Source organism: Cryobacterium sp. 10I1 (assembly GCF_035019805.1).
Lineage (GTDB): Bacteria > Actinomycetota > Actinomycetes > Actinomycetales > Microbacteriaceae > Cryobacterium > Cryobacterium glucosi.
In genome coordinates this window covers 1-17,570 of the sequence record NZ_JASJVF010000051.1, presented here as the reverse complement: position 1 = coordinate 17,570, position 17,570 = coordinate 1, and the positions used below count along the sequence as shown (strand labels likewise).

Sequence of the window (17,570 nt, the reverse complement as noted above, 5' to 3'; positions counted from 1 at the left end):
TACCGGAACGCCGCGTCGAGCTCCGCGTCCCGTGCCGAGACAGGCTCCCGCAGCGCGAGGATGATCGCAGAGTCGAGCCGCCCGGCACCGGAGTCGATCCGGGTCACGAACCCGAGCCGAGCCGCCTCACTCGCACGCTGTTTGGCCGACGACACCGGCCGCACCTCGCCGGCGAGGCTGATCTCGCCGAACGCCACGACGTCATGCCCGATCGGCTTGTTCCGCGACGCGGAGGCGATCGCGAGCGCGATGGCGAGATCGGCGCCGGGTTCGGTCAGACGGATGCCGCCTACGGTCGACACGTAGACATCCGACGCCCCGAGGCCCTTCACCTCAGCCCTCTGCTCGAGCACGGCGATGATCATGGCGACACGCGATGAGTCCACGCCGTTGGTCACCCGGCGCGGGTTAGGGGCCGAGCTCGGCATGACGAGTGCCTGCACCTCGACCGGCATCGCCCTCCGTCCCTCGAGGGCGACCGTGACGCAGGTGCCGGGCACCAGGACGCCGCCGCGGGTGAGGAACAGGCCGCTCGGATCGGGGACCTCGGAGATGCCCTCGCCGGTCATCTCGAAGCAGCCGACCTCGTCGGTCGGCCCGAAACGGTTCTTGAGCGCTCGCACGAAGCGCAACGCGGTCTGCCGATCGCCCTCGAACTGGCAGACGACGTCCACGAGGTGCTCGAGCAGGCGGGGGCCGGCGATCGACCCGTCCTTGGTGACGTGCCCGACCAGGAGGATCGGCAGGTTGCGGTCCTTGGCGACCCGGATGAGAGTGGATGCGACCTCGCGCACCTGGCTCGGCTGGCCGGGAAGCCCGTCGGAGAGACCGCTCGCGACGGTCTGCACGGAGTCGATGATGACGAGGCTCGGCTGCACCGCGTCGATCTGGCCGAGGATGGTCGCGAGGTCGGTTTCGGCGGCGATGAACAGCTCGCGCTGCAAGGCCCCGGTGCGCTCGGCGCGCAGGCGCACCTGGCTCACCGATTCCTCGGCGCTCACGTAGAGCACCCGGGACTTGGCTGCCGCTGCCTTCGAGGCGACCTCGAGCAGCAGCGTTGACTTACCCACGCCGGGCTCGCCGCTCAGCAGGATGACCGAACCGGGAACGATGCCGCCGCCGAGCACCCGGTCGAACTCGCCGATGCCGGTCGGCCAGTGCGAGACCGCGGTGGTGTCCACGTGCGTGATCGGACGCGCAATGCCGGACCCGATCACGGCGACAGGCTTGACGGCGCGGGTGAGGCTCGCCTTCTCCGTCATGTCGACCACGGTGCCCCACTGCTGGCACTCGCCGCAGCGCCCGGCCCACTTCAGGGTGGTCCAGCCACACTCGGTGCAGCGGAAGGAGGAAACGGGTCTGGCCATGCTTGCGAGCCTAGCTTCGGCCACCGACACCCGGGCAATCGGCCGCGTGCCCACGCCGGTTGAAGCTCGAGCGCACGCCCTGGCCGAAGTCCGCGCGCCCACCCGGCCGGTCGGGCGCGCCTACCCCTCGCGCAGGTCGGCGAACTCCTCGGCGTCCTCGGGAACGAGCAGAGCGATGTCCTCGCTCAACGCCGGGAGGAATGCTTCGGCCCAGACCCGGTAGCCGCGGTCGTTCGGGTGGAACAGGTCGTTGGCCACGTGGGTGGCGACGCTGCGCAGCCCCGGCCGCTTCGTCGTCGCGTGCAGGGGCACAACGGTGAGCCCGTACTCGGTGGCGACCGTCCGCAGTATCCGGTTCCCGACGGCCACGATCCGTTCGTTGTGCGGCAGGTGGAAGCACGGCAGGTCGGCCACGAGGGCGTGTGGTGGTAACGCAGCGAAGATCGCGCGGATCCCTGATTCGAACACCGCAGCATCCCACACCGCCACGTTGTTCGCACCGATCGCGACCGTGACGATGTCGGGGGAGAGTTCCGAGAGGAGCGGCAGCTGGTCGCGAACGGCAAGCTCGACGGTCGCTCCCGAGACGCTCAGGTTGGCGACGCGCACCGTGCGACCGGTGGCCAGGCGGATGTGATCGGCGAGCAACCCGACGTAGCTGCGCCGCGGTTCGCTTGCCCCGATCCCCTGCGCGGCGCTGTCGCCGATGGCCACGTAGAGCAGCTCGCCCGGCTCCCGGCCATGCTCCCGCCACCACTGGGCGTGCGCGGGGAGGGTCTCGTTGAGTACCCGGGCGTTGCCTTGGCGCCATTCCCGGAATCCGCGCGCCCGAACGACGGCGGCAGCGGTCATTCCGGTAGCTGTGGTGACGGCGCCGAGGGCGACCAGGAGCGCGCGAAGGTTCGGTTTGACGTTAGACACGGGGGGAGCGTACCGCCGGTTTCTGGGTGCCGGCTTTCTGCTTCCTGTGTTCGCGTGTCGCGGTTTCCAGTGAAGCGGATGCCGCCCGCGAGCCCCGAATATCGGCTTGATTCGCGCAGACCCCTGTTTCTCACGTACAATCTCCCTCGGTACCGTGTCCGAGCGGCCGAAGGTGCAACTCTCGAAAAGTTGTGTGGGGGAGACTCCACCGTGGGTTCAAATCCCACCGGTACCGCCACAGTCAAACCCCCTGAATCCCTTGTAAACACTGGGAAGCAGGGGGTTTTTCATTACAGAGATTCGGGGTTTGCCCACGGTTTGCCCACATCTGAAACCTTCTTTGCCTGATTGAGCGCGATTCCGACAGCGTCAAGATCGTCGTCGAATAGATCCGCGTATGTGTCCAGCGTCATGGCGGCTGAAGCGTGTCCAAGCATCTTCTGGACGGCTTTCACGTTTGCGCCGGCGGAGATCGCCAGGCTGGCGGCTGTATGGCGCAAATCATGGACGGTGACTCGCTGAAGTGTCGCGTCAATGGCTTGGGCCTTTCTTACTGCCGAAACTCGCCAACCTCTTCTTGAGTCGGGAAGCGGCACATGGACGAGTCCGGCACCGAAGACAAGCTCATCTTGATCCTTTCCCGCGCATGCTTTGGCCAGCAGATCGGTTAGAAACTCAGGGTACGGAACGCTGCGGAATTCGTGCGACTTCGGCGTGCCAACGATGATCGGTCCGCCAACGCTCACGGCGTTTTCAGTGACGTTCGCACGGCGCCTCGTGGTGTCTAGACTTCTAACTCTTAGGGCTGTTGCTTCGCCCCACCGGAGACCCGTGTATGACAGGAATAGGAGCAGAGTCGAATGCCGACCAGCGTTGTCGGCGAGGAGTTGAACCTGCTGGTGGGAAAGATAGACATGCTTGTTGTGAGGTTTTCTCGGAAGATTCACCCCGCGTGCGGCATTCGAACTAATGCGGCGATCCTTCACAGCGACATCCAAGATCGACGCGAGAATCCCGAATGCTCGAATCACCAACGTTGCACCCTTGCGTTTGGATAGTTCGGTGACCCAACCTTGAACCTCGCTGTGACGGATGGAGCCAACCGAGCGCTTTCCCCAGAATGGCTGGACGTGCAGTCTCCAAGCGGACTCGATTGGGCGCAAGCTTGAGGGTTTTAGGTGTGATTGATTGTTCAACCACTCGTCTCCGAGGATATCGATGACTGACCTAGATGCGGTTGCATCCACAAACTCGCCTCTGGCCTTGGATACTTCGATTGAAGCCAAGAAGAGCTCGGCAGCTTTCTTCGTTGAGAAGCCGCGCCGCTCAGTGGAGGAGTGGTCGGGTTTGCGGTAGCGAGCCCGATAGCGCTTGCCGGCTACGGTCTCGTAAGGAGTGATGCTACCCATGTCTAGAAGGGGGTCTCGGGAGACGGGCCGATCGGATTTTCCAGGTTCACGCCCGCGGCGCGCAGCCGATTCTCGACCCGATAGAGGTTAGCGTGGTTGGATTCCTGATCACGCTGATACAAGAATTTCGCTGTCTGGTTGACTGTGAAACCCTTCCGCTGGGGCGCGAAGCGGTAACCGCTCTCTGGTCGGTCGAGTTGTTCAAGTAGTTCGCTTCGTTTGCGGAGGTCGATCAATATGATCTCGTTCTCTGAATAACCGAATCCCGGCGGGTTCAGCATGGGTTCACCGTTCAATAGAGAACTGGTCGTCTTTCTGCTGCCTGTTCCGGTGAACCAATCGCGAGCGAGCCACATTGGCGTGAGCACGACATTGTTCTCTCCGTTCGCGATTTCTATCCGCTTATACGGTTGCTTCAAGGGGAAGATCAAGTCAGCTGGCTGTACTTCCAGCACGAATGCCATCGCAAGGAGTTGCCTCACGGTCACATCCTCTTTTCGACCATTCTCTAGATTGGCGACTATCGATCTAGTCAGTCCGAATCCAGCCTTTTCGGCAAGTTCATCGGCGCTCATCTTGAGTAGTTTTCGGAAGTGGGCGATTTGCTTCCCAAGCTCATATTCAACCGTTTCAAACATGTAGACACAATATCGTGGATTATGTGTAGTGTATAGCCCGTACACAGAACGCTTCGGTTTTGTGTATGCGAGATGGAGCTGAATTGACTAGGTATCTCTCACCGCAGCAAGTCTGCGAGATTATCCCCGGCATGACGAAGGGATCCCTTGCCCAGTTGCGTTTCACCGGGAAGGGCCCTCGGTACCGCAAGCCAACTCCCAAGACGGTCATCTACGTCGAGTCGGAGGTCATCGACTGGATTGAAGTCAGCGCGCGGAGAGGCACAGCTCTGGAGGACGCGTGAAAAGGGCAACGAGGGTGCCGTCACCGACCTGTAACTCGGTGACGGCTTCGACAAATCACCACCGCTAGGAGAATGGTTCATGAACAATACCAAGAAATCCGCGAAGGCCCTTTTGCCGCGGAACTCGACTGCAGGGCGCACTAAGGACACGATCTTCGACATGTGCAATGCAGATAATCCGGGGCGTGAACAGCTCCGATCTCGTTGCCACCTCGAGGAGGCTTCCAAGTTCTTCGTCTCCTTTTCAGCACTAGAGTGCGGCGCCGATAGTCCTTTCACAGCTCGTCGAGTCGTTCGGCCCAGGTCGGATGCCGCGACACCAACCGGCCACTTCCGGTCCCGATTCGGAAGGGTTGAGTCCTAGTGGCCCGCATTCGAACCATTAAGCCGGCCTTTTTCCAGAGCGATGATGTGGTCGCTCTGAGCTTGCGAGCGCGTCTCACGTGGATTGGACTGTGGCTATTTGCTGATGACAATGGACGCAATATCTTCGACGCGCGAGTTGTGAAGGGCGACCTCTGGCGTTTTGAGGACAACGTGACGCGCAAAATGATCGAGGAGGACCTCGACGAACTTGTGGACGCCGGTCGTATTCGCACCTACGACTCCGGAAGAAAGACGTACTTCGAGGTCGTGAACTGGCTTGTTCACCAGAAGATCGATCGTCCTTCGAAGGTGGCACATCCGATCCCACCCTGGGGTCCAAACGCCGCAGAAAGTGCGGCATCAGCGAAGAGTGGGACGCGGGAGAGCCTCAACCGAGCTATGGGCCCAGTGAGTCATACGGGGCGAGTTCGCCCACCATTCTGCAGCCGCCATCCCAATGGAACAGACCTTCCGTGCAAGGATTGCGGAAATCTCAGGTTGGCGCTCATGGCTACCGCCTCGCAAGTCGCCCCGGTAGCAACACTGCCACTGCCGCCGCGGGCCGGCGACCGGTCCGGCTTCTGTGCATTGCACAACGAGTATCCGACTCCGTGCGACCAATGCATGAGGATCGGAGCCGAAGCGGCAGCTGCTGCCTAGCGCACGCACAGGTCCGCTCGGGTGAGTTGTCCGGTTGCCAGAGGTGCGTTGCTCATCAGTCTCCCCTTGTGCCCCTTCCTTGCGCGTGAAGCCTGCCCACAAGCGCAGACCTCGCGGGTCTGTCGTTCGCATTCGACGAGGACTCGGTGAGGGTCCACTGAGGGCTCGCGGATGTCCACACGAGCCCTCGATGCGAGAAGGAGAAGGACCAGTGGAAGGGGAAAATGGAAGGGGAGGGCGCACCCCTGGTCTTCGAGAGATCCGCTCCTGGGTCTGCGAATAGCTTGCCGGCCGTTCTGGTTGTTGGTCTTTGCTCTTCCTCGCCCCAAGGTCGAGACAGTGCGTGTGGATGCTTTGGATTCCGTGGAACAGCGTTCGACGAGAACTCGACGAGGCGTACACGAGCCCTCGATGCTGGAAGGGGAAATGGAAATGGAAATGGAAAAGGATGGGGAGGGGCGGGCGAGTGTCTGGCTCTCGGGAGTCACGCCTGTCGACCCATGGCAACTTCGCCGGCCGCTTGGTCGTTGGGCGCTACTCGATGCGGGACGCGTGACGTGGGCTTTGGGGATACCGAGGGACAGCATGTCGACGACGGCTTGACGAGCGCCGCGCGGAGTCCCTTCGGTGCGCTCTGCCCCGTGTTGAGAGATCACGTTGCTACGCGTTAGCGGGACATTCCTGGCTGTAGTCCGATGGTTGACTCATCGGCCTGCGTGATGCTTGCGCTCTAGTACGCCGACAGCGCGAGAGGGCGGCGCGGTCTAGGCGCCTTCGTTAGTCTTCACGCAGTTGCGTTTGACTACGATAAAGCCGTCGTGCCGATTGACGGTGATAAGACCGTCAAGTAATATGAAGGTGATATGACCGTCAAGAGGGGCACCTATGGCATCACGCGGTGAAGTGAGAAGCATTGAGGCGCTCGGCCGGATGCTGCAGCAAGGCCGCCTGGTCAGCGGGCTGACGCAGCGTGATCTTGCCGAAAGGCTCCAGACCGATCAGAAATACATCTGGGCTTTGGAATCTGGTAAGAGCACGATCGTTTTGGAGCGTATCTTCGCGGCAATGCGGGAGACCGGGGTCCGAATGTATATGGAGATCGACGACTCGCCAGATGCGCCACTTGGCAACGACATTGCGCGCGACTCTGATGGCTGACTTGCGGGTGGAAATATATGGCGAGCTAGTCGGTTGTCTAGTCGGCGCCGATCGTCGTGCCTTCGATTTCAACGCGGACAAGAACGCCATCGATGTCTTTGGGCTTGGTAGCACGATCCTCTCCGAGTCTGTTCCTTTCGACCTCGTTGTCAACCGCAGCAGAGCCGCACGCCGCCGCAACTTTTTCGCAGAGCTACTTCCCGAGGGAACTGCGCTGGATAATCTCGCCGCCGAGATCAGGGCCTCTACCGACGACATCATCTCGCTATTGGCTCAATTTGGCCGAGATGTCGCCGGGGCTGTTCAGATTTACGACCCTGAGGCGGCGGGCGAGCCTCGTACGCCAGATGTGGCCTTGGTCGACGGGGTCGAAGTCGGAAAGATGCTCACCAACGCGCAGGCTGCCCCGCTGGGAAACCGACCGAAGTCCGGTCGGACGTCGCTGGCCGGTGTGCAGGACAAGATCGTTCTGGCGCTCAAAGGTGATCAGTGGTTCCAAGTGCTTGAGGGCTACCCGTCCACCCACATCGTCAAGCCGCCGTCCGCTCGTTACCCGAGCATCACGTTTGATGAGGAATACGGCTTCCGCGCGGCCAAAGCTGCTGGCCTGACCACATTCGACGCATGGATAGAAGATTTCGGTGGGGTTCTCGGCCTCGTTATCGAACGCTACGACAGGTCACCGGATGCACCACAGGGACGAATACATCAGGAAGACATGAACCAGGCCCTGGGGGCATCGAAGAATGAGAAGTACCAGGAGTTCGGCGGGAAAGTGACGCTCAAGCGAGTGGCGCACGTCCTTGGGCGCAATGGTGACCGGCGCTCCGTAGACCAGCTCCTCGGGTTGCTGACCGTCTCGCAGGCCCTGGGAAACCTTGACATGCACGGCAAGAACATCAGCATGCTCCACATGCGGGACGGCAGCACGGAAATTACACCGGCCTACGATGTCGTGCCCCAAACTCACCTCGATAGCGACGGCAAGATGGCGTTGGCCGTCAACCGGAAGTACTTGCACGCGGCGATCACCATTGACGACCTCATCGCGGAGGGTCTCTCGTGGAACATTCGTTCACCGCGCGCGGTCATCATCTCAGCGCTTGAAGCCGTGGAGAGTTTCGCCCATTCGGAGAGTCCGGTCGACAACGCCTATGTCGGGCTGCAGGATGATGTCCGCAGGTTCACCCGAAACCTGCTCGAGGGACGCCCGACCGGGGAGACTCGGTAGATCGTCCTGTTCGCAGCCAAGCGACGATCGTCCGAGAAGAGTCACCGTTCACGGCGGGCAGAGGGGACTCTGTCGACGATGGCGGAGTAGTCGTTCCGGAGGATTGAGGCGTACATCGGCATTGTGACTCTATCCACTGATGGCGGGCGCCGGGCGCACTCGAAGTCGGTGTCAGAAATCATCGTCGTATTCCGTGGGCAGTCTCATTCTCGTGGGGAGCAGGGCCAGGCGAGTGTTGATTAGCTCTCGTGGGCCCTCCTCGGTGGCGCCAACAAGGGGGATGCCGAGCAGGGCCGCAACCTCGAATACCGTGCCGATCGATGTGGCGGTGGAACCTTTCTCAATGGCGATAAGAGTCCCCGCGGAGATGCCTGCACGCTCCGCTATGTCGCGTTGCCGCCAGTGAATTAGTCGGCGCTCGGCGGTGATTTGCTGCCCAAGGATCGTGATGGCTTCAACGGTCCAGGGTGAGTAAGTGCGGGCTTTTCTTGCCATGGCCATCTCCATAAAGTGCAATGTATTGGTGCTAAGAGTACTTTGGCAGCAATACATTGTGGTTTGAGGCTGAGTTCGCTGCAAGCCGGGTCTCAGCGAACCGAATGGATGTGCGCCTGGTGGGCATGAAGAATATGCGGAGCTGCAGGGTTCGGGCGGGAGTTAAGCGTCAAGGTTGATTTCTCTCTCCTGACGCCGATGACGGTCAAGTCCAAATGTGTGGTGTAACGGGTTTTCCGCGTGATTCTTGGATTTCTAGGCGCTGAGGGCGCCGAGTTCGGTTGTGGGTTCCTCCTTGTCGGTCGGGATGAGGGTGAGGCGTGAGCGGCTGAGGACGTCGAGGCCGAGGTAGCGGCGGCCTTCGATCCATTCGTCGTGTTGTTCGGCCAGGACCGCGCCGACGAGTCGGATCAGGGAGCCGCGATCGGGGAAGATACCCACGACGTCGGTGCGGCGGCGGATCTCGCGGTTGAGGCGTTCCTGTGGGTTGTTGGACCAGAGCTGACGCCAGATTTCCTTCGGGAAACCGGTGAAAGCGAGCACGTCCGCCCGGGCTCCCTCAAGGTGGGTGGCGACCGCGGGGAGCTTCTCCTCGAGGGCGTTCAGGACTCGGTCGAACTGGGCGTGGACGGCGTCCGCGTCGGGCTGGTCGTAGACGGAGTGGAGCAGGGTCTTCACCCACGGCCAGCTGGACTTCGGGGTCGCGGACATGAGATTCGCGGCGTAGTGGGTGCGACAGCGCTGCCAGGTCGCACCGGGCAAGGTGGCCCCGATGGCGGCCACGAGGCCGGCATGCGCGTCGCTGGTGACGAGTTTCACACCGGTGAGGCCGCGGGCGGTCAGGTCGCGGAAGAAGCCGAGCCAGCCGGCGCCGTCTTCGGCGCTGGTGACCTGCAAGCCCAGGATCTCGCGGTGCCCGTCCTTGTTCACGCCCGTCGCGAGGAGCGCGTGGACGTTGGCGACACGGCCGCCCTCGCGGACCTTCAGCACCAGGGCATCGGCGGCGACGAACGTGTAGGGGCCGGCGTCGAGGGGGCGGGTGCGGAACTGCTCGACCTGCTCGTCGAGGTCGTTGGCCATGATCGACACCTGCGACTTGGAGAGGCGGGTGATGCCGAGGGACTCGACGAGTTTCTCCATCCGTCTGGTCGACACCCCGAGGAGGTAGCAGGTCGCCACGACGCTGGTCAGGGCGGCTTCGGCCCGGCGGCGGCGCTCGAGGAGCCAGTCCGGGAAGTAGGTGCCGGTGCGCAGCTTCGGGATCGCGACGTCGAGGGTGCCGGTGCGGGTATCGAAATCACGGTGCCGGTAGCCGTTGCGGGAGTTGGTCCGGTCGGCGGAGATCTGGCCGTATTCGGCGCCGCAGACGGCTTCGGCCTCGGCGCTCATCAGCGCGTTGATGAACGTGGTCAGCATCTGCCGCATCAGGTCCGGCGAGGCTTGCTCGAGTTGTTCGGACAGGAAACGGGCAGGGTCAATAAAATGGGGTGCGGTCATCGCGTGTACTCCTTCGGAAAAGACTTGATCGGTCTTTCCAAGAATCACGCGGTGGCCGCCTCACGTCGGTGCAACACGCCCATCAGGGCCGGGGTTACACCACGCTATTGGACGCAACCCCGATGACGTGGAGCCCGGCTATTTAGGATGGCGCCGCTCTGATGGCCTTTCTTCATAGTCCGACAAGTCACGCATCGAGAGCTGGGCAAATGCATACTCCGGACCCTGCGTGAGATCGGAAAGGGCTGACTGACGTCGACTCCGACCGACACTTCGACCTGGGGTTTGCCGACTGCACGCTAGGCACCGAGAACGGGAGAGGACTTGTCATATCGTCGCAGGAGGCACGGGACAATGATTCCGCGGTGCGTAGCGTCACCGAGGCCCTCGGGCGGGCCGGATTTCCGGTCATCGACGTAACGAGAGACGAACCCGAAACAACCACGTAGTTTCCGCGGCATCGAGGAAGACGGGTAGCAAGGCCGCAGCGCGAGCGAGCACCGGCGGCTATGGTCCAGTTGTTGCGCCGGCTAGTCCTGCCGAGAGATGGCCGAACGTCTGTCTGTATCCCTGCGGCTCTGTGTTTTTCAGTGACGCAAGATTTCTGCTCGGCGTGTGGCGCGTTGGACTACAGTCTCGGCGTCGCCCGACCGCAACCTTTCAAAATTGCTAATGCCGTCTTGGGGGTCTCTGTAGACGATCCAAAGGGCGATGCTCCAATCGTCAAGGGTGTCGCCCAGGGCTTTCAGTACTCTGTCCAAGCTGGGGAGGAATTCGCCATCCGGGCCGAATTGAAAGCTTGGGAAGAGCAAGTCACCCTCGAGGGTCCTGACTGTTAGGAGTTTCCCGTCTCGGGCCAAGCCAAGGACGGAGTCTTCCGTGAGGTCGAGCCATTCCTGCAGCCCTGCACGGTCGTAGAGCGGCCCGACTGCGTCAACGAGGAGCCGCGTCGCTTCTTCTCCGTCCATGGTCGGAACTCTACTCAGCGGTCATGTTGGAAGCCACTGATCGTTGACGCTTCTGGTCCCGATTTCAGCGCGTTTAGCCAGGCTCGCATCGCGTGGATGTCATCCGGGCGGAGGCCGACCATGGGGTGCGGGGGAATCATCAGGCTGGGTGTGCCGGCCGTGGCACCGAGCACTTTCCAGCCGTGCAGTTCAACCTCGCTGTCGTCCGTCCAGATGAACGGCCCCGCCTTGGCGGCTTGATCTTCGAGGAGACGTTGAGCCTTCCACCAGCCCCGGGCTTCGCCTGAACTGCGAGGCCCCGGAGGCAGAGGCAGGATCCGACCATTCGCCAGACCGCCCAGTTTGGGGACCAGCAGTCGCCTGACGGCATCGACTTCCACCCAAGTGGTCAGCCAGACCAGTTCCAGAGCGAACTCGGCCCGCAGCCCGTCGAGGGCCTCGATCAGAGCAGGTGCCCAGACCACCTCATAAGTCGCGGCCCTGTCGTCGTAGTCGACGAAGACTGAAGCAGTCGTGGCCGGACCCCAAGCTGCGTCTGGGCGCCCGAATGGGCAGACACACCCGTCCACATCCAGGTACAGTCGCGGCGCAATCGGTTCAGGCATCTCGGGGTCCTCTCTTGCGGGTTCTTCGACGCTACATCGCAACCTTGCCTCAGCTCACACGTGATGGAAGCATACGAACCATGACTGACAATCACGTACCCGACGATGCCGCTGACGGACCCGTCTCAGAGGCTGAGGCGCTTCGGGTCTCCGGCGATACTGTCAGGCGTCTAGCGGAAGCCGTGGCTCGATTGGCGGTCGATCCCGACTACTTCTTGCAGGCCCTCACGGACATGCTCCTGGCGATGGAGCCAATATCACGGGAGGAGCCGACTGAGAACGAAGTGCGTTTTCTGATCGAATCGGGCGCATTCACCGCTGAGGCGTGGGCCGCACCGTCGGCATCCGTGGACAGAGGAGATTGGCAACTCCGCAGAACTGAGGGATGGCTGCTGGACCTTTTCTCAACCATGTCGCTGGAGAGCGTGACAGGATTTCTGGGATGGGATGAGGGAAGAGTCCGGGCGGCCGTTATAGACGGGCACCTGTATGCGTTCGAGATATCCGGTCGGCTCCGCTTTCCCACCTGGCAATTTAACGTCGGATCCCCCGTGAAGCTTCTTCCGGGGCTCACCGAAATCATCGAAGTCATTGCCCCGCGATGGAGCTGGCAGAGCGCCGCGGGATTTATGGCCACGCCGCAATCAGAACTCGTCGCCGAGGGACGTCAAACCCCGGTTGAATGGCTCCGTGACGGAGGCAGCGTCAACGACGTGAGAGACATCGTCGAAGCTTCCGAATGGTTGTGAGAAGGTTGCGTCCTAGCTGAAGCGAAGATGTCGAGTAGTCGTCTTTGCGGGTTTGGAGGGTGGGGGATTTTACTGGCGCCACTGATCGAGCGTGGGCGGAAAGTGGGGTGTTTTGGTGGCGCCTGGGCGGCGTTTTGGCAGTGTCGAGCTGGCGAAGGTCTTAGGTGAGGCTTTTAAGTGTCACTAGATACCCACGGTGCGTCACCGATTACCCGCGGTGCGTCACCGATTACCCACGGTGCGTCACCGATTACCCACGGTCGACTGGTCGTCTTTGCGGGGCTGGAGGGGTGGGGTATTTCATTGGCGCCTGGGCGACGCTGCTCCGGGGGTCAGCGTTCTTCGGGTTGTGTAGCGCGGCATTCAATGGTTTCTTCGGCAGAGAGTCGCTCCGTTGAGTGAGCCCAGGCGAGTCCGTTGTTGAAAGGGTTTTCCTTCTCGAAGAACTGGAATCGTGACACGGCTCCCGAGCCGAAGAAGGCTTGCCACTCTCCATCAAAGGGCCACAGGGTCGGTCCCGTCTGTTGATTGCGGAAGAGGCGTCGGTCAAAGTCGACGTCGACGATTTTGCTCCGGCCAAAGCCAAGACGAACGATCCCTTTCAAGTCAATGTCTGCCAGCAAGATGTCGTCCGTGAAGGGAGGAAGGTCCTCAAAGAACATGCTGCGAGCTTCAGCAAGCTGGGCGTTTTGCCACAGGAACTCGGGCGTGCTGCTCGTTAGATCGCTTTCTGAACGTCGGTGCGGAGGAGTGCGGTTTTGGCTTTGGCAAGGTCGCGGTCGGTTTCGTTGAGGTAGCGCATGTCCGCTTCGCGGAGCCCGAGGTCGAGGTCGCGTACCCCCATCACGCGGACGTTGGATCCGGGGTAGTCAGCTGCGGCGGTGAGGACTCGGTTCGCGGTACGTGGTTTCTCGCAGACGTACCAGACGGCGGAGACCTTCTCGTCGCGTCCGTAGGCTTCGAGCTTGGAGCGGTAGGTGCCGAGGGCCCGGTTCAGGTCGCACTCGATCTCGATTGCGATGTAGCTGCGGCCGTCTTTGGCGAGGATGGCGAGGTCTGGCACCTTGGAGACCTGACCTTCTTTCCCGTCGTACTTGGAGTTGAAGTAGAGGGGTAGGTCGTCACCGTTTGCGAAGTGCCCGGTGGTCAGTTCTCGCTGGGAGAGGAGCGGGAGTGGGACGATGCCGGAGAACTGGATGGCTATGTCGGCGGCCAGGAGTGCATGGTGGGCGTTGAACCAGGAGACCGGTCCGATGGAACGCCACGGGGTGTCCGCGATGCGCGCACCGAACGCGGTGGCTGACCAAACCCTCTGACGGTACTCAATGGGCGTCTGGACGACCAAAGGTCCATCGCTGACGCCGTTCTTGATCGCTGCAACTTTGAGAAGGCGTCGGTAGACTCTACCAGCCTTCGCCTCGAGAAACGCCTGCAAGCCGGCTGCCGTATCCTCATTGCCGCGAGCCACGTCCGGATGCCAGGAGCGCACGGGGTTCTCCATCGCCGCGATCTGGACGCTCGTCATGCAGTACCAGCGGGCGAGCATCCGGACGCGGTCGAGGTCGCCGTCGGTGATGTCGATGCCAGCCTCGCGTCGTTCGCCGGTTCGGGTGGGGCGGCTCATGCGGGTCGGTGCGGGTGATCTACCCATTCTCTTTTGCTCCTTCGGTTCTACTTCACGCTAGGGCGGAAGAGGTGAGCACAGGTGGACCAATGCGAGGCGATATCAGCGCTTTTTGAAACGTAGGCCAGTTACGCCAACGACCTACTATTCAACGAGCGTCGACAGCCGGTAGTGCGTTCATTCACTTGTCCGATAGGCGGTCGGGTTTCGTTAGGGCAAATTCAGGGCAGAGCCTGCAATGGTGCGTCGTAGAGCGGGAAGACTACGTAGCCTTCGTGGCCAGAGTGATGGCTGGGAGGGCTCCATCACTCATTCATTTGAAGCGAATCCGCTCGGCTCGTCTCGTGAGCGTCGCGCAGGTTGGCTGAGGCCTGCTCTGGGAGCGCCCATGCGCTCTGGCCTGTCGGCCAGTACCAGCCTGGCCTTGCGTCGAGGATTGACTCGGTCCTCTCGTTTTCGGCGTGAGCTTCGCTCGGCCGGTTGCTCGACCGGTTGCTCGGTAGGTCGCGCTGATGAGGCAGCATCCGGTTTCCGGGCGGGGTACCTGAAGGCTTAGAAGGTGACGGTTCATTCGCTGGCTCGAGCTTTGTAGCGAGCTACTTCGTAGAGCAGCGGGAGGGTGGTGCGCAGGAGAGGTCGGGGCGCGTTCTCGAGATGGCTGGGGGGTCTAGAAGGTAGGTGTCCTTTTCGAGGAGGGCATGGGTACAACGCTGTCGTAGTTCGTCTCCGAAGTCTTCTTCAGCTGGTGCAGCGCTGCGGGCATCTGCTCGAGGCTGAAGGACAGGGTGGTCACCTTCTTGGGTTCAAGACTGACCCTGGCGGTGTCGACGTCGTGGGTTTCGTGGGAGCCAGATATGTGTCTTCGGTTGCGGTGGTCAAGCTGATCTGGCAGGTGCCGGTGTGTAGAACGTGGCAGCTTCTCGCCCTGATGGGGTGGCTGGCTCGTGGGCGTCGTGGTGTGGGGCGTGAGGGTCCTCCCGGGCTCAGGCCGGTTTTCGGGTCTGCCGGATTTGCGGACTTTGGCGGGGTTGTGGAGGCGGTCACCTGGTTGGGTGCGTCGCGGAGCGCGCATGGTCGTCCGGGGGCGCCTGGTTCTCCGTGCTGGACTGTGGCCTGGTCGGTGAACGTGGCTGCGGGTGCGGCGGGACGCGTGGTGGGAGCGCGGAGCGCGGGGGTCGCGGAGCGGCCCGGAGATGGGAACGTGAGTGCGCGGGCCCGGAGGGTCTGGGATGGGAGACGTGCTCGCTACAGTTCGGGAGGCCCCATCCAAGTCGGAAAGGTCGCGAAGCGAACACGTCGTCAAAAAGCCAGACGTGCATGGCCAAGCGAGGGCAAACGCACAGTCAGAAGACCAGGAACACCAGAGCAGAGAAGCGCACGCGAGTGCCCTCCCGTCAAGACGCAAGACAACGAGTGAACGCTGGGCAAGCAGCGGGAACCCCAAGCGGCGACACACGAGAACGAGTTCGGGAGGCGCCATTCCAGGAAGGTGACCACCGTTGAATGGTCCCGCCAATGGTGAGCCGGCAGAACAGAGTAGGAGTCCTGGGATTATCCGGCGGCGGCCGTGTGGTGGACGGCAGGCGTGAGCAACGTGAGGTGGGATCTCGGGTGCGGCGAGCAATGAGCATGGCTCCGACCGGGACACCAGGGGCCCCCGGCGATCTGGCGAGTTGCTCGGTGCCGGCGGCGGAAGGGACAAGGCCAGCCACCGGACACCTGATGGGCGCAGGATCAGCACGGCAGCAGGATGAGGGCGGGAGGGGCCACTCTCAGGTGGGCGCTCGCGCCGTCACCCGTGCACCGGAATGGTGGAGCCTGAGCGGATGAGCGCTGGAGCTGACACCTTCCCACGGTGGGTGGCAGGGCTCCACGCCCTGAGGTGGCAGGGGGCTGATCGCCCCCTGCACTCTGATTCACCTTCTCCCTGTCCCGTCGCTCAACTTTTCCCCTCGTCCTCCCATCCCTGACTCTCCGGCTTTCCTTCTACGGCCGGTCGACGCGAACTGAAACTGCGGGCAGCTCGATGGGCTCAACGGGGCGCATGCCCATCGCATACGCGGTGGCTGTCTCCTGCCACTCCCGCTGTGCTCGCAGCAACCGCTCGAACGCGCCCAGCTCGCTCGCGGCGTACACCAGGTGCTCGATCTCGGTTGCGTATGTGGCCAGCTCGGCGGGGGTGAAGTCTGCCGTCCAGGCGAACAGGTCCGAGAGGGCTGCCTGCACGTCGCCGCGGTTCCTGCCGATCGCGCGGATCAGTCGGCTGGACAGCGCGACGCCGTTCTCCAGGGCGTCGAGGTCGCGGCCGCGCAGGATCACGAGGTCGTCACCGTCCCGGCGGGTGATGCGCACCTGACCCTCGTCAATGCGGGACAGGACTTCCTTGGGCTTACGGAGCAGGTCGGTGAATGTGGCGGTAATCATGCTGGTCAGCTATATCAGATAAACATCAGATATCGGGTTCTCGCTACTCGTGTAGCACCAGCCCGGCGGCGGGTTGCTCGCGGGAGAGGCCGGCGCGAGCGCCGTGCGTAGGGTCAGTGGCCGCGCTTCACTCCCCGGTGGGGCCGACTCGTGTTCGCCGGGGGGACCTGCGCGGAGGCGTTGCACGCGGTCGCTAGAGTGACCCCGTGCCCACCGAGCCCCTCTCAGAACTTTCCCGCCTTGGCGTCTCCAACTCGCTCCTCGGCCTCTGTCGCGGCGCGTACCTCGTGACCCACCGTCTGAACCAGCATCCGCCCATGGACGACAGTCCGGTCCGCCAGTACGACCTGACTCCCGAGCTTGCGGAGCAGGCACGGGCGACGCGGGCCACGATCACGCTCGCGATCGGCACCGGCGTGCAGCAGGCGGAAGGGCGCGATTCTCCTCCGCAACGAGGAGGCAGTCGCCGCGCCACTGGCGAGCACCGCGCGGAGCTCCATCGAAGCGTGGGGACGGGCCTGGTACCTCATGGGCGTGGCTACTGCGGGGGAGTTCGCCCGGCGCCGGATGTCGTTGCGCTTTTCGGGGATCGCGTGGGCCCGAAGGAGTCGGTTCCACATTCGTTCACGTCAACGTGGACGGCAGTCGCCAATCCGTCCCAGCGCAGGAGACACACGCCAGTGAGATAACGAAGCTCGTTGGACCTCAAGGAGATCCCGCAGGCCCCTCGGTATACCGGGCTCGCCGTCGACCTGATGACGGCCGCTCGCTTGGAGAGTCCGCGCGAGCTGAACTCGGCACTGTCGGCCGTGGCGCACGGCGAAGGCTCCTCGCTCGGAGGGATGAGCATCCAGACGCGTGCCCCACAGGGGACACGGAAACCCACGGTCACGCATTGCGAATGTCCTCAGCGAACGTGCTCCAATACGTCTTCGGGGTGACCGAGTGCCGGCACGCCGTCATTTGGCGGTATCTCTCACTGTTGGGAAATCCGTTTGAGACTTCACAGAGGTGGGTCGAGGTTTTCACCCAGGCGAGCGCGAACCTTCAGCGGATCGACAACGCGATCGTGAGCCCGGGCGGCGGCACAAGGTGGGTGTTAACGCCAACCGAAAATAGGGCCACTTCTGCCAACTGAAAACAGGGCCACTCTCGTGTGGTTCTAGTGTGCCGT

17 protein-coding genes and 1 tRNA gene are annotated in these 17,570 nt (G+C 62.5%); 5 read left to right on the top strand and 13 right to left on the bottom strand.

Annotated elements, in window-relative coordinates; translation table 11 throughout:
- On the bottom strand, positions 1 to 1,367 hold a 1,367-nt coding region (radA, locus tag QN345_RS07115), incomplete at its 3' end, for a DNA repair protein RadA (RefSeq protein ID WP_134446306.1).
- Positions 1,368 to 1,487: 120 nt separating this feature from the next.
- The gene (locus QN345_RS07110) at positions 1,488 to 2,288 is read right to left on the bottom strand and encodes an SGNH/GDSL hydrolase family protein (protein WP_241984969.1); all 801 of its coding nucleotides are present in this window, start codon (positions 2,286 to 2,288) and stop codon (positions 1,488 to 1,490) included.
- A gap of 148 nt (positions 2,289 to 2,436) precedes the next feature.
- Here QN345_RS07110 and QN345_RS07105 point away from each other — a divergent pair.
- A tRNA-Ser gene (locus QN345_RS07105) sits at positions 2,437 to 2,526 on the top strand.
- A gap of 52 nt (positions 2,527 to 2,578) precedes the next feature.
- Here QN345_RS07105 and QN345_RS07100 read toward each other — a convergent pair.
- Together QN345_RS07100 and QN345_RS07095 are read right to left on the bottom strand one after the other, a co-directional pair.
- Positions 2,579 to 3,697, bottom strand: coding sequence for a tyrosine-type recombinase/integrase (locus tag QN345_RS07100; RefSeq protein ID WP_134559193.1), 1,119 nt, complete (start codon positions 3,695 to 3,697; stop codon positions 2,579 to 2,581).
- Between the two features lie 2 nt (positions 3,698 to 3,699).
- Positions 3,700 to 4,335 (bottom strand): helix-turn-helix domain-containing protein, encoded by a 636-nt coding sequence (locus tag QN345_RS07095; RefSeq protein WP_134559191.1) that lies wholly within the window; start codon positions 4,333 to 4,335, stop codon positions 3,700 to 3,702.
- A 131-nt stretch (positions 4,336 to 4,466) separates the two neighbouring features.
- Between QN345_RS07095 and QN345_RS07090 the strand changes: the two genes are divergently transcribed.
- Complete coding sequence (locus QN345_RS07090; RefSeq protein WP_241975362.1) at positions 4,467 to 4,619, top strand: hypothetical protein; 153 nt, start codon at positions 4,467 to 4,469, stop codon at positions 4,617 to 4,619.
- Between the two features lie 459 nt (positions 4,620 to 5,078).
- Here QN345_RS07090 and QN345_RS07085 read toward each other — a convergent pair whose 3' ends face one another.
- Entirely contained in the window at positions 5,079 to 5,270 is a 192-nt protein-coding gene (locus QN345_RS07085) for a hypothetical protein (protein ID WP_323508535.1), read from the bottom strand.
- A 1,260-nt stretch (positions 5,271 to 6,530) separates the two neighbouring features.
- Between QN345_RS07085 and QN345_RS07080 the strand changes: the two genes are divergently transcribed.
- Positions 6,531 to 6,803, top strand: a complete 273-nt coding sequence (locus tag QN345_RS07080) for a helix-turn-helix domain-containing protein (RefSeq protein WP_134558626.1) — start codon at positions 6,531 to 6,533, stop codon at positions 6,801 to 6,803.
- Positions 6,796 to 8,034, top strand: a complete 1,239-nt coding sequence (locus QN345_RS07075; RefSeq protein WP_134558627.1) for a type II toxin-antitoxin system HipA family toxin — start codon at positions 6,796 to 6,798, stop codon at positions 8,032 to 8,034. Before QN345_RS07080 ends, QN345_RS07075 begins: the two co-directional genes overlap by 8 nt.
- A 171-nt stretch (positions 8,035 to 8,205) precedes the next feature.
- Here the strand turns inward: QN345_RS07075 and QN345_RS07070 are convergent, their stop codons facing one another.
- The 4 genes from QN345_RS07070 to QN345_RS07055 form a co-directional block, all read right to left on the bottom strand.
- The gene (locus QN345_RS07070; protein ID WP_166790624.1) at positions 8,206 to 8,529 is read right to left on the bottom strand and encodes a helix-turn-helix domain-containing protein; all 324 of its coding nucleotides are present in this window, start codon (positions 8,527 to 8,529) and stop codon (positions 8,206 to 8,208) included.
- A gap of 255 nt (positions 8,530 to 8,784) precedes the next feature.
- Positions 8,785 to 10,026, bottom strand: coding sequence for an IS256 family transposase (locus QN345_RS07065; RefSeq protein WP_322136736.1), 1,242 nt, complete (start codon positions 10,024 to 10,026; stop codon positions 8,785 to 8,787).
- Positions 10,027 to 10,613: 587 nt separating this feature from the next.
- Complete coding sequence (locus QN345_RS07060; protein ID WP_322136735.1) at positions 10,614 to 10,994, bottom strand: hypothetical protein; 381 nt, start codon at positions 10,992 to 10,994, stop codon at positions 10,614 to 10,616.
- Positions 10,995 to 11,008: 14 nt separating this feature from the next.
- Positions 11,009 to 11,599 carry an HAD domain-containing protein gene (locus QN345_RS07055; RefSeq protein ID WP_322141104.1) on the bottom strand — a complete coding sequence of 197 codons (591 nt, stop codon included), beginning with the start codon at positions 11,597 to 11,599 and terminating at the stop codon, positions 11,009 to 11,011.
- Between the two features lie 80 nt (positions 11,600 to 11,679).
- Between QN345_RS07055 and QN345_RS07050 the strand changes: the two genes are divergently transcribed.
- Positions 11,680 to 12,348 (top strand): hypothetical protein, encoded by a 669-nt coding sequence (locus QN345_RS07050; RefSeq protein ID WP_134558631.1) that lies wholly within the window; start codon positions 11,680 to 11,682, stop codon positions 12,346 to 12,348.
- A gap of 332 nt (positions 12,349 to 12,680) precedes the next feature.
- Here the strand turns inward: QN345_RS07050 and QN345_RS07045 are convergent, their stop codons facing one another.
- The 4 genes from QN345_RS07045 to QN345_RS07030 form a co-directional block, all read right to left on the bottom strand.
- On the bottom strand, positions 12,681 to 13,010 hold the full coding sequence (locus QN345_RS07045; protein WP_322136733.1) for a hypothetical protein: 330 nt from the start codon (positions 13,008 to 13,010) through the stop codon (positions 12,681 to 12,683).
- Positions 13,011 to 13,066: 56 nt separating this feature from the next.
- On the bottom strand, positions 13,067 to 13,999 hold the full coding sequence (locus tag QN345_RS07040) for a hypothetical protein (protein WP_322136732.1): 933 nt from the start codon (positions 13,997 to 13,999) through the stop codon (positions 13,067 to 13,069).
- Positions 14,000 to 15,958: 1,959 nt separating this feature from the next.
- Positions 15,959 to 16,396: a hypothetical protein gene (locus tag QN345_RS07035; protein ID WP_322189218.1), complete on the bottom strand. Its 438-nt coding sequence runs from the start codon at positions 16,394 to 16,396 to the stop codon at positions 15,959 to 15,961.
- A 224-nt stretch (positions 16,397 to 16,620) separates the two neighbouring features.
- Positions 16,621 to 16,926 carry a hypothetical protein gene (locus tag QN345_RS07030; RefSeq protein WP_323508534.1) on the bottom strand — a complete coding sequence of 102 codons (306 nt, stop codon included), beginning with the start codon at positions 16,924 to 16,926 and terminating at the stop codon, positions 16,621 to 16,623.
- Positions 16,927 to 17,570 lie beyond the last annotated feature (644 nt).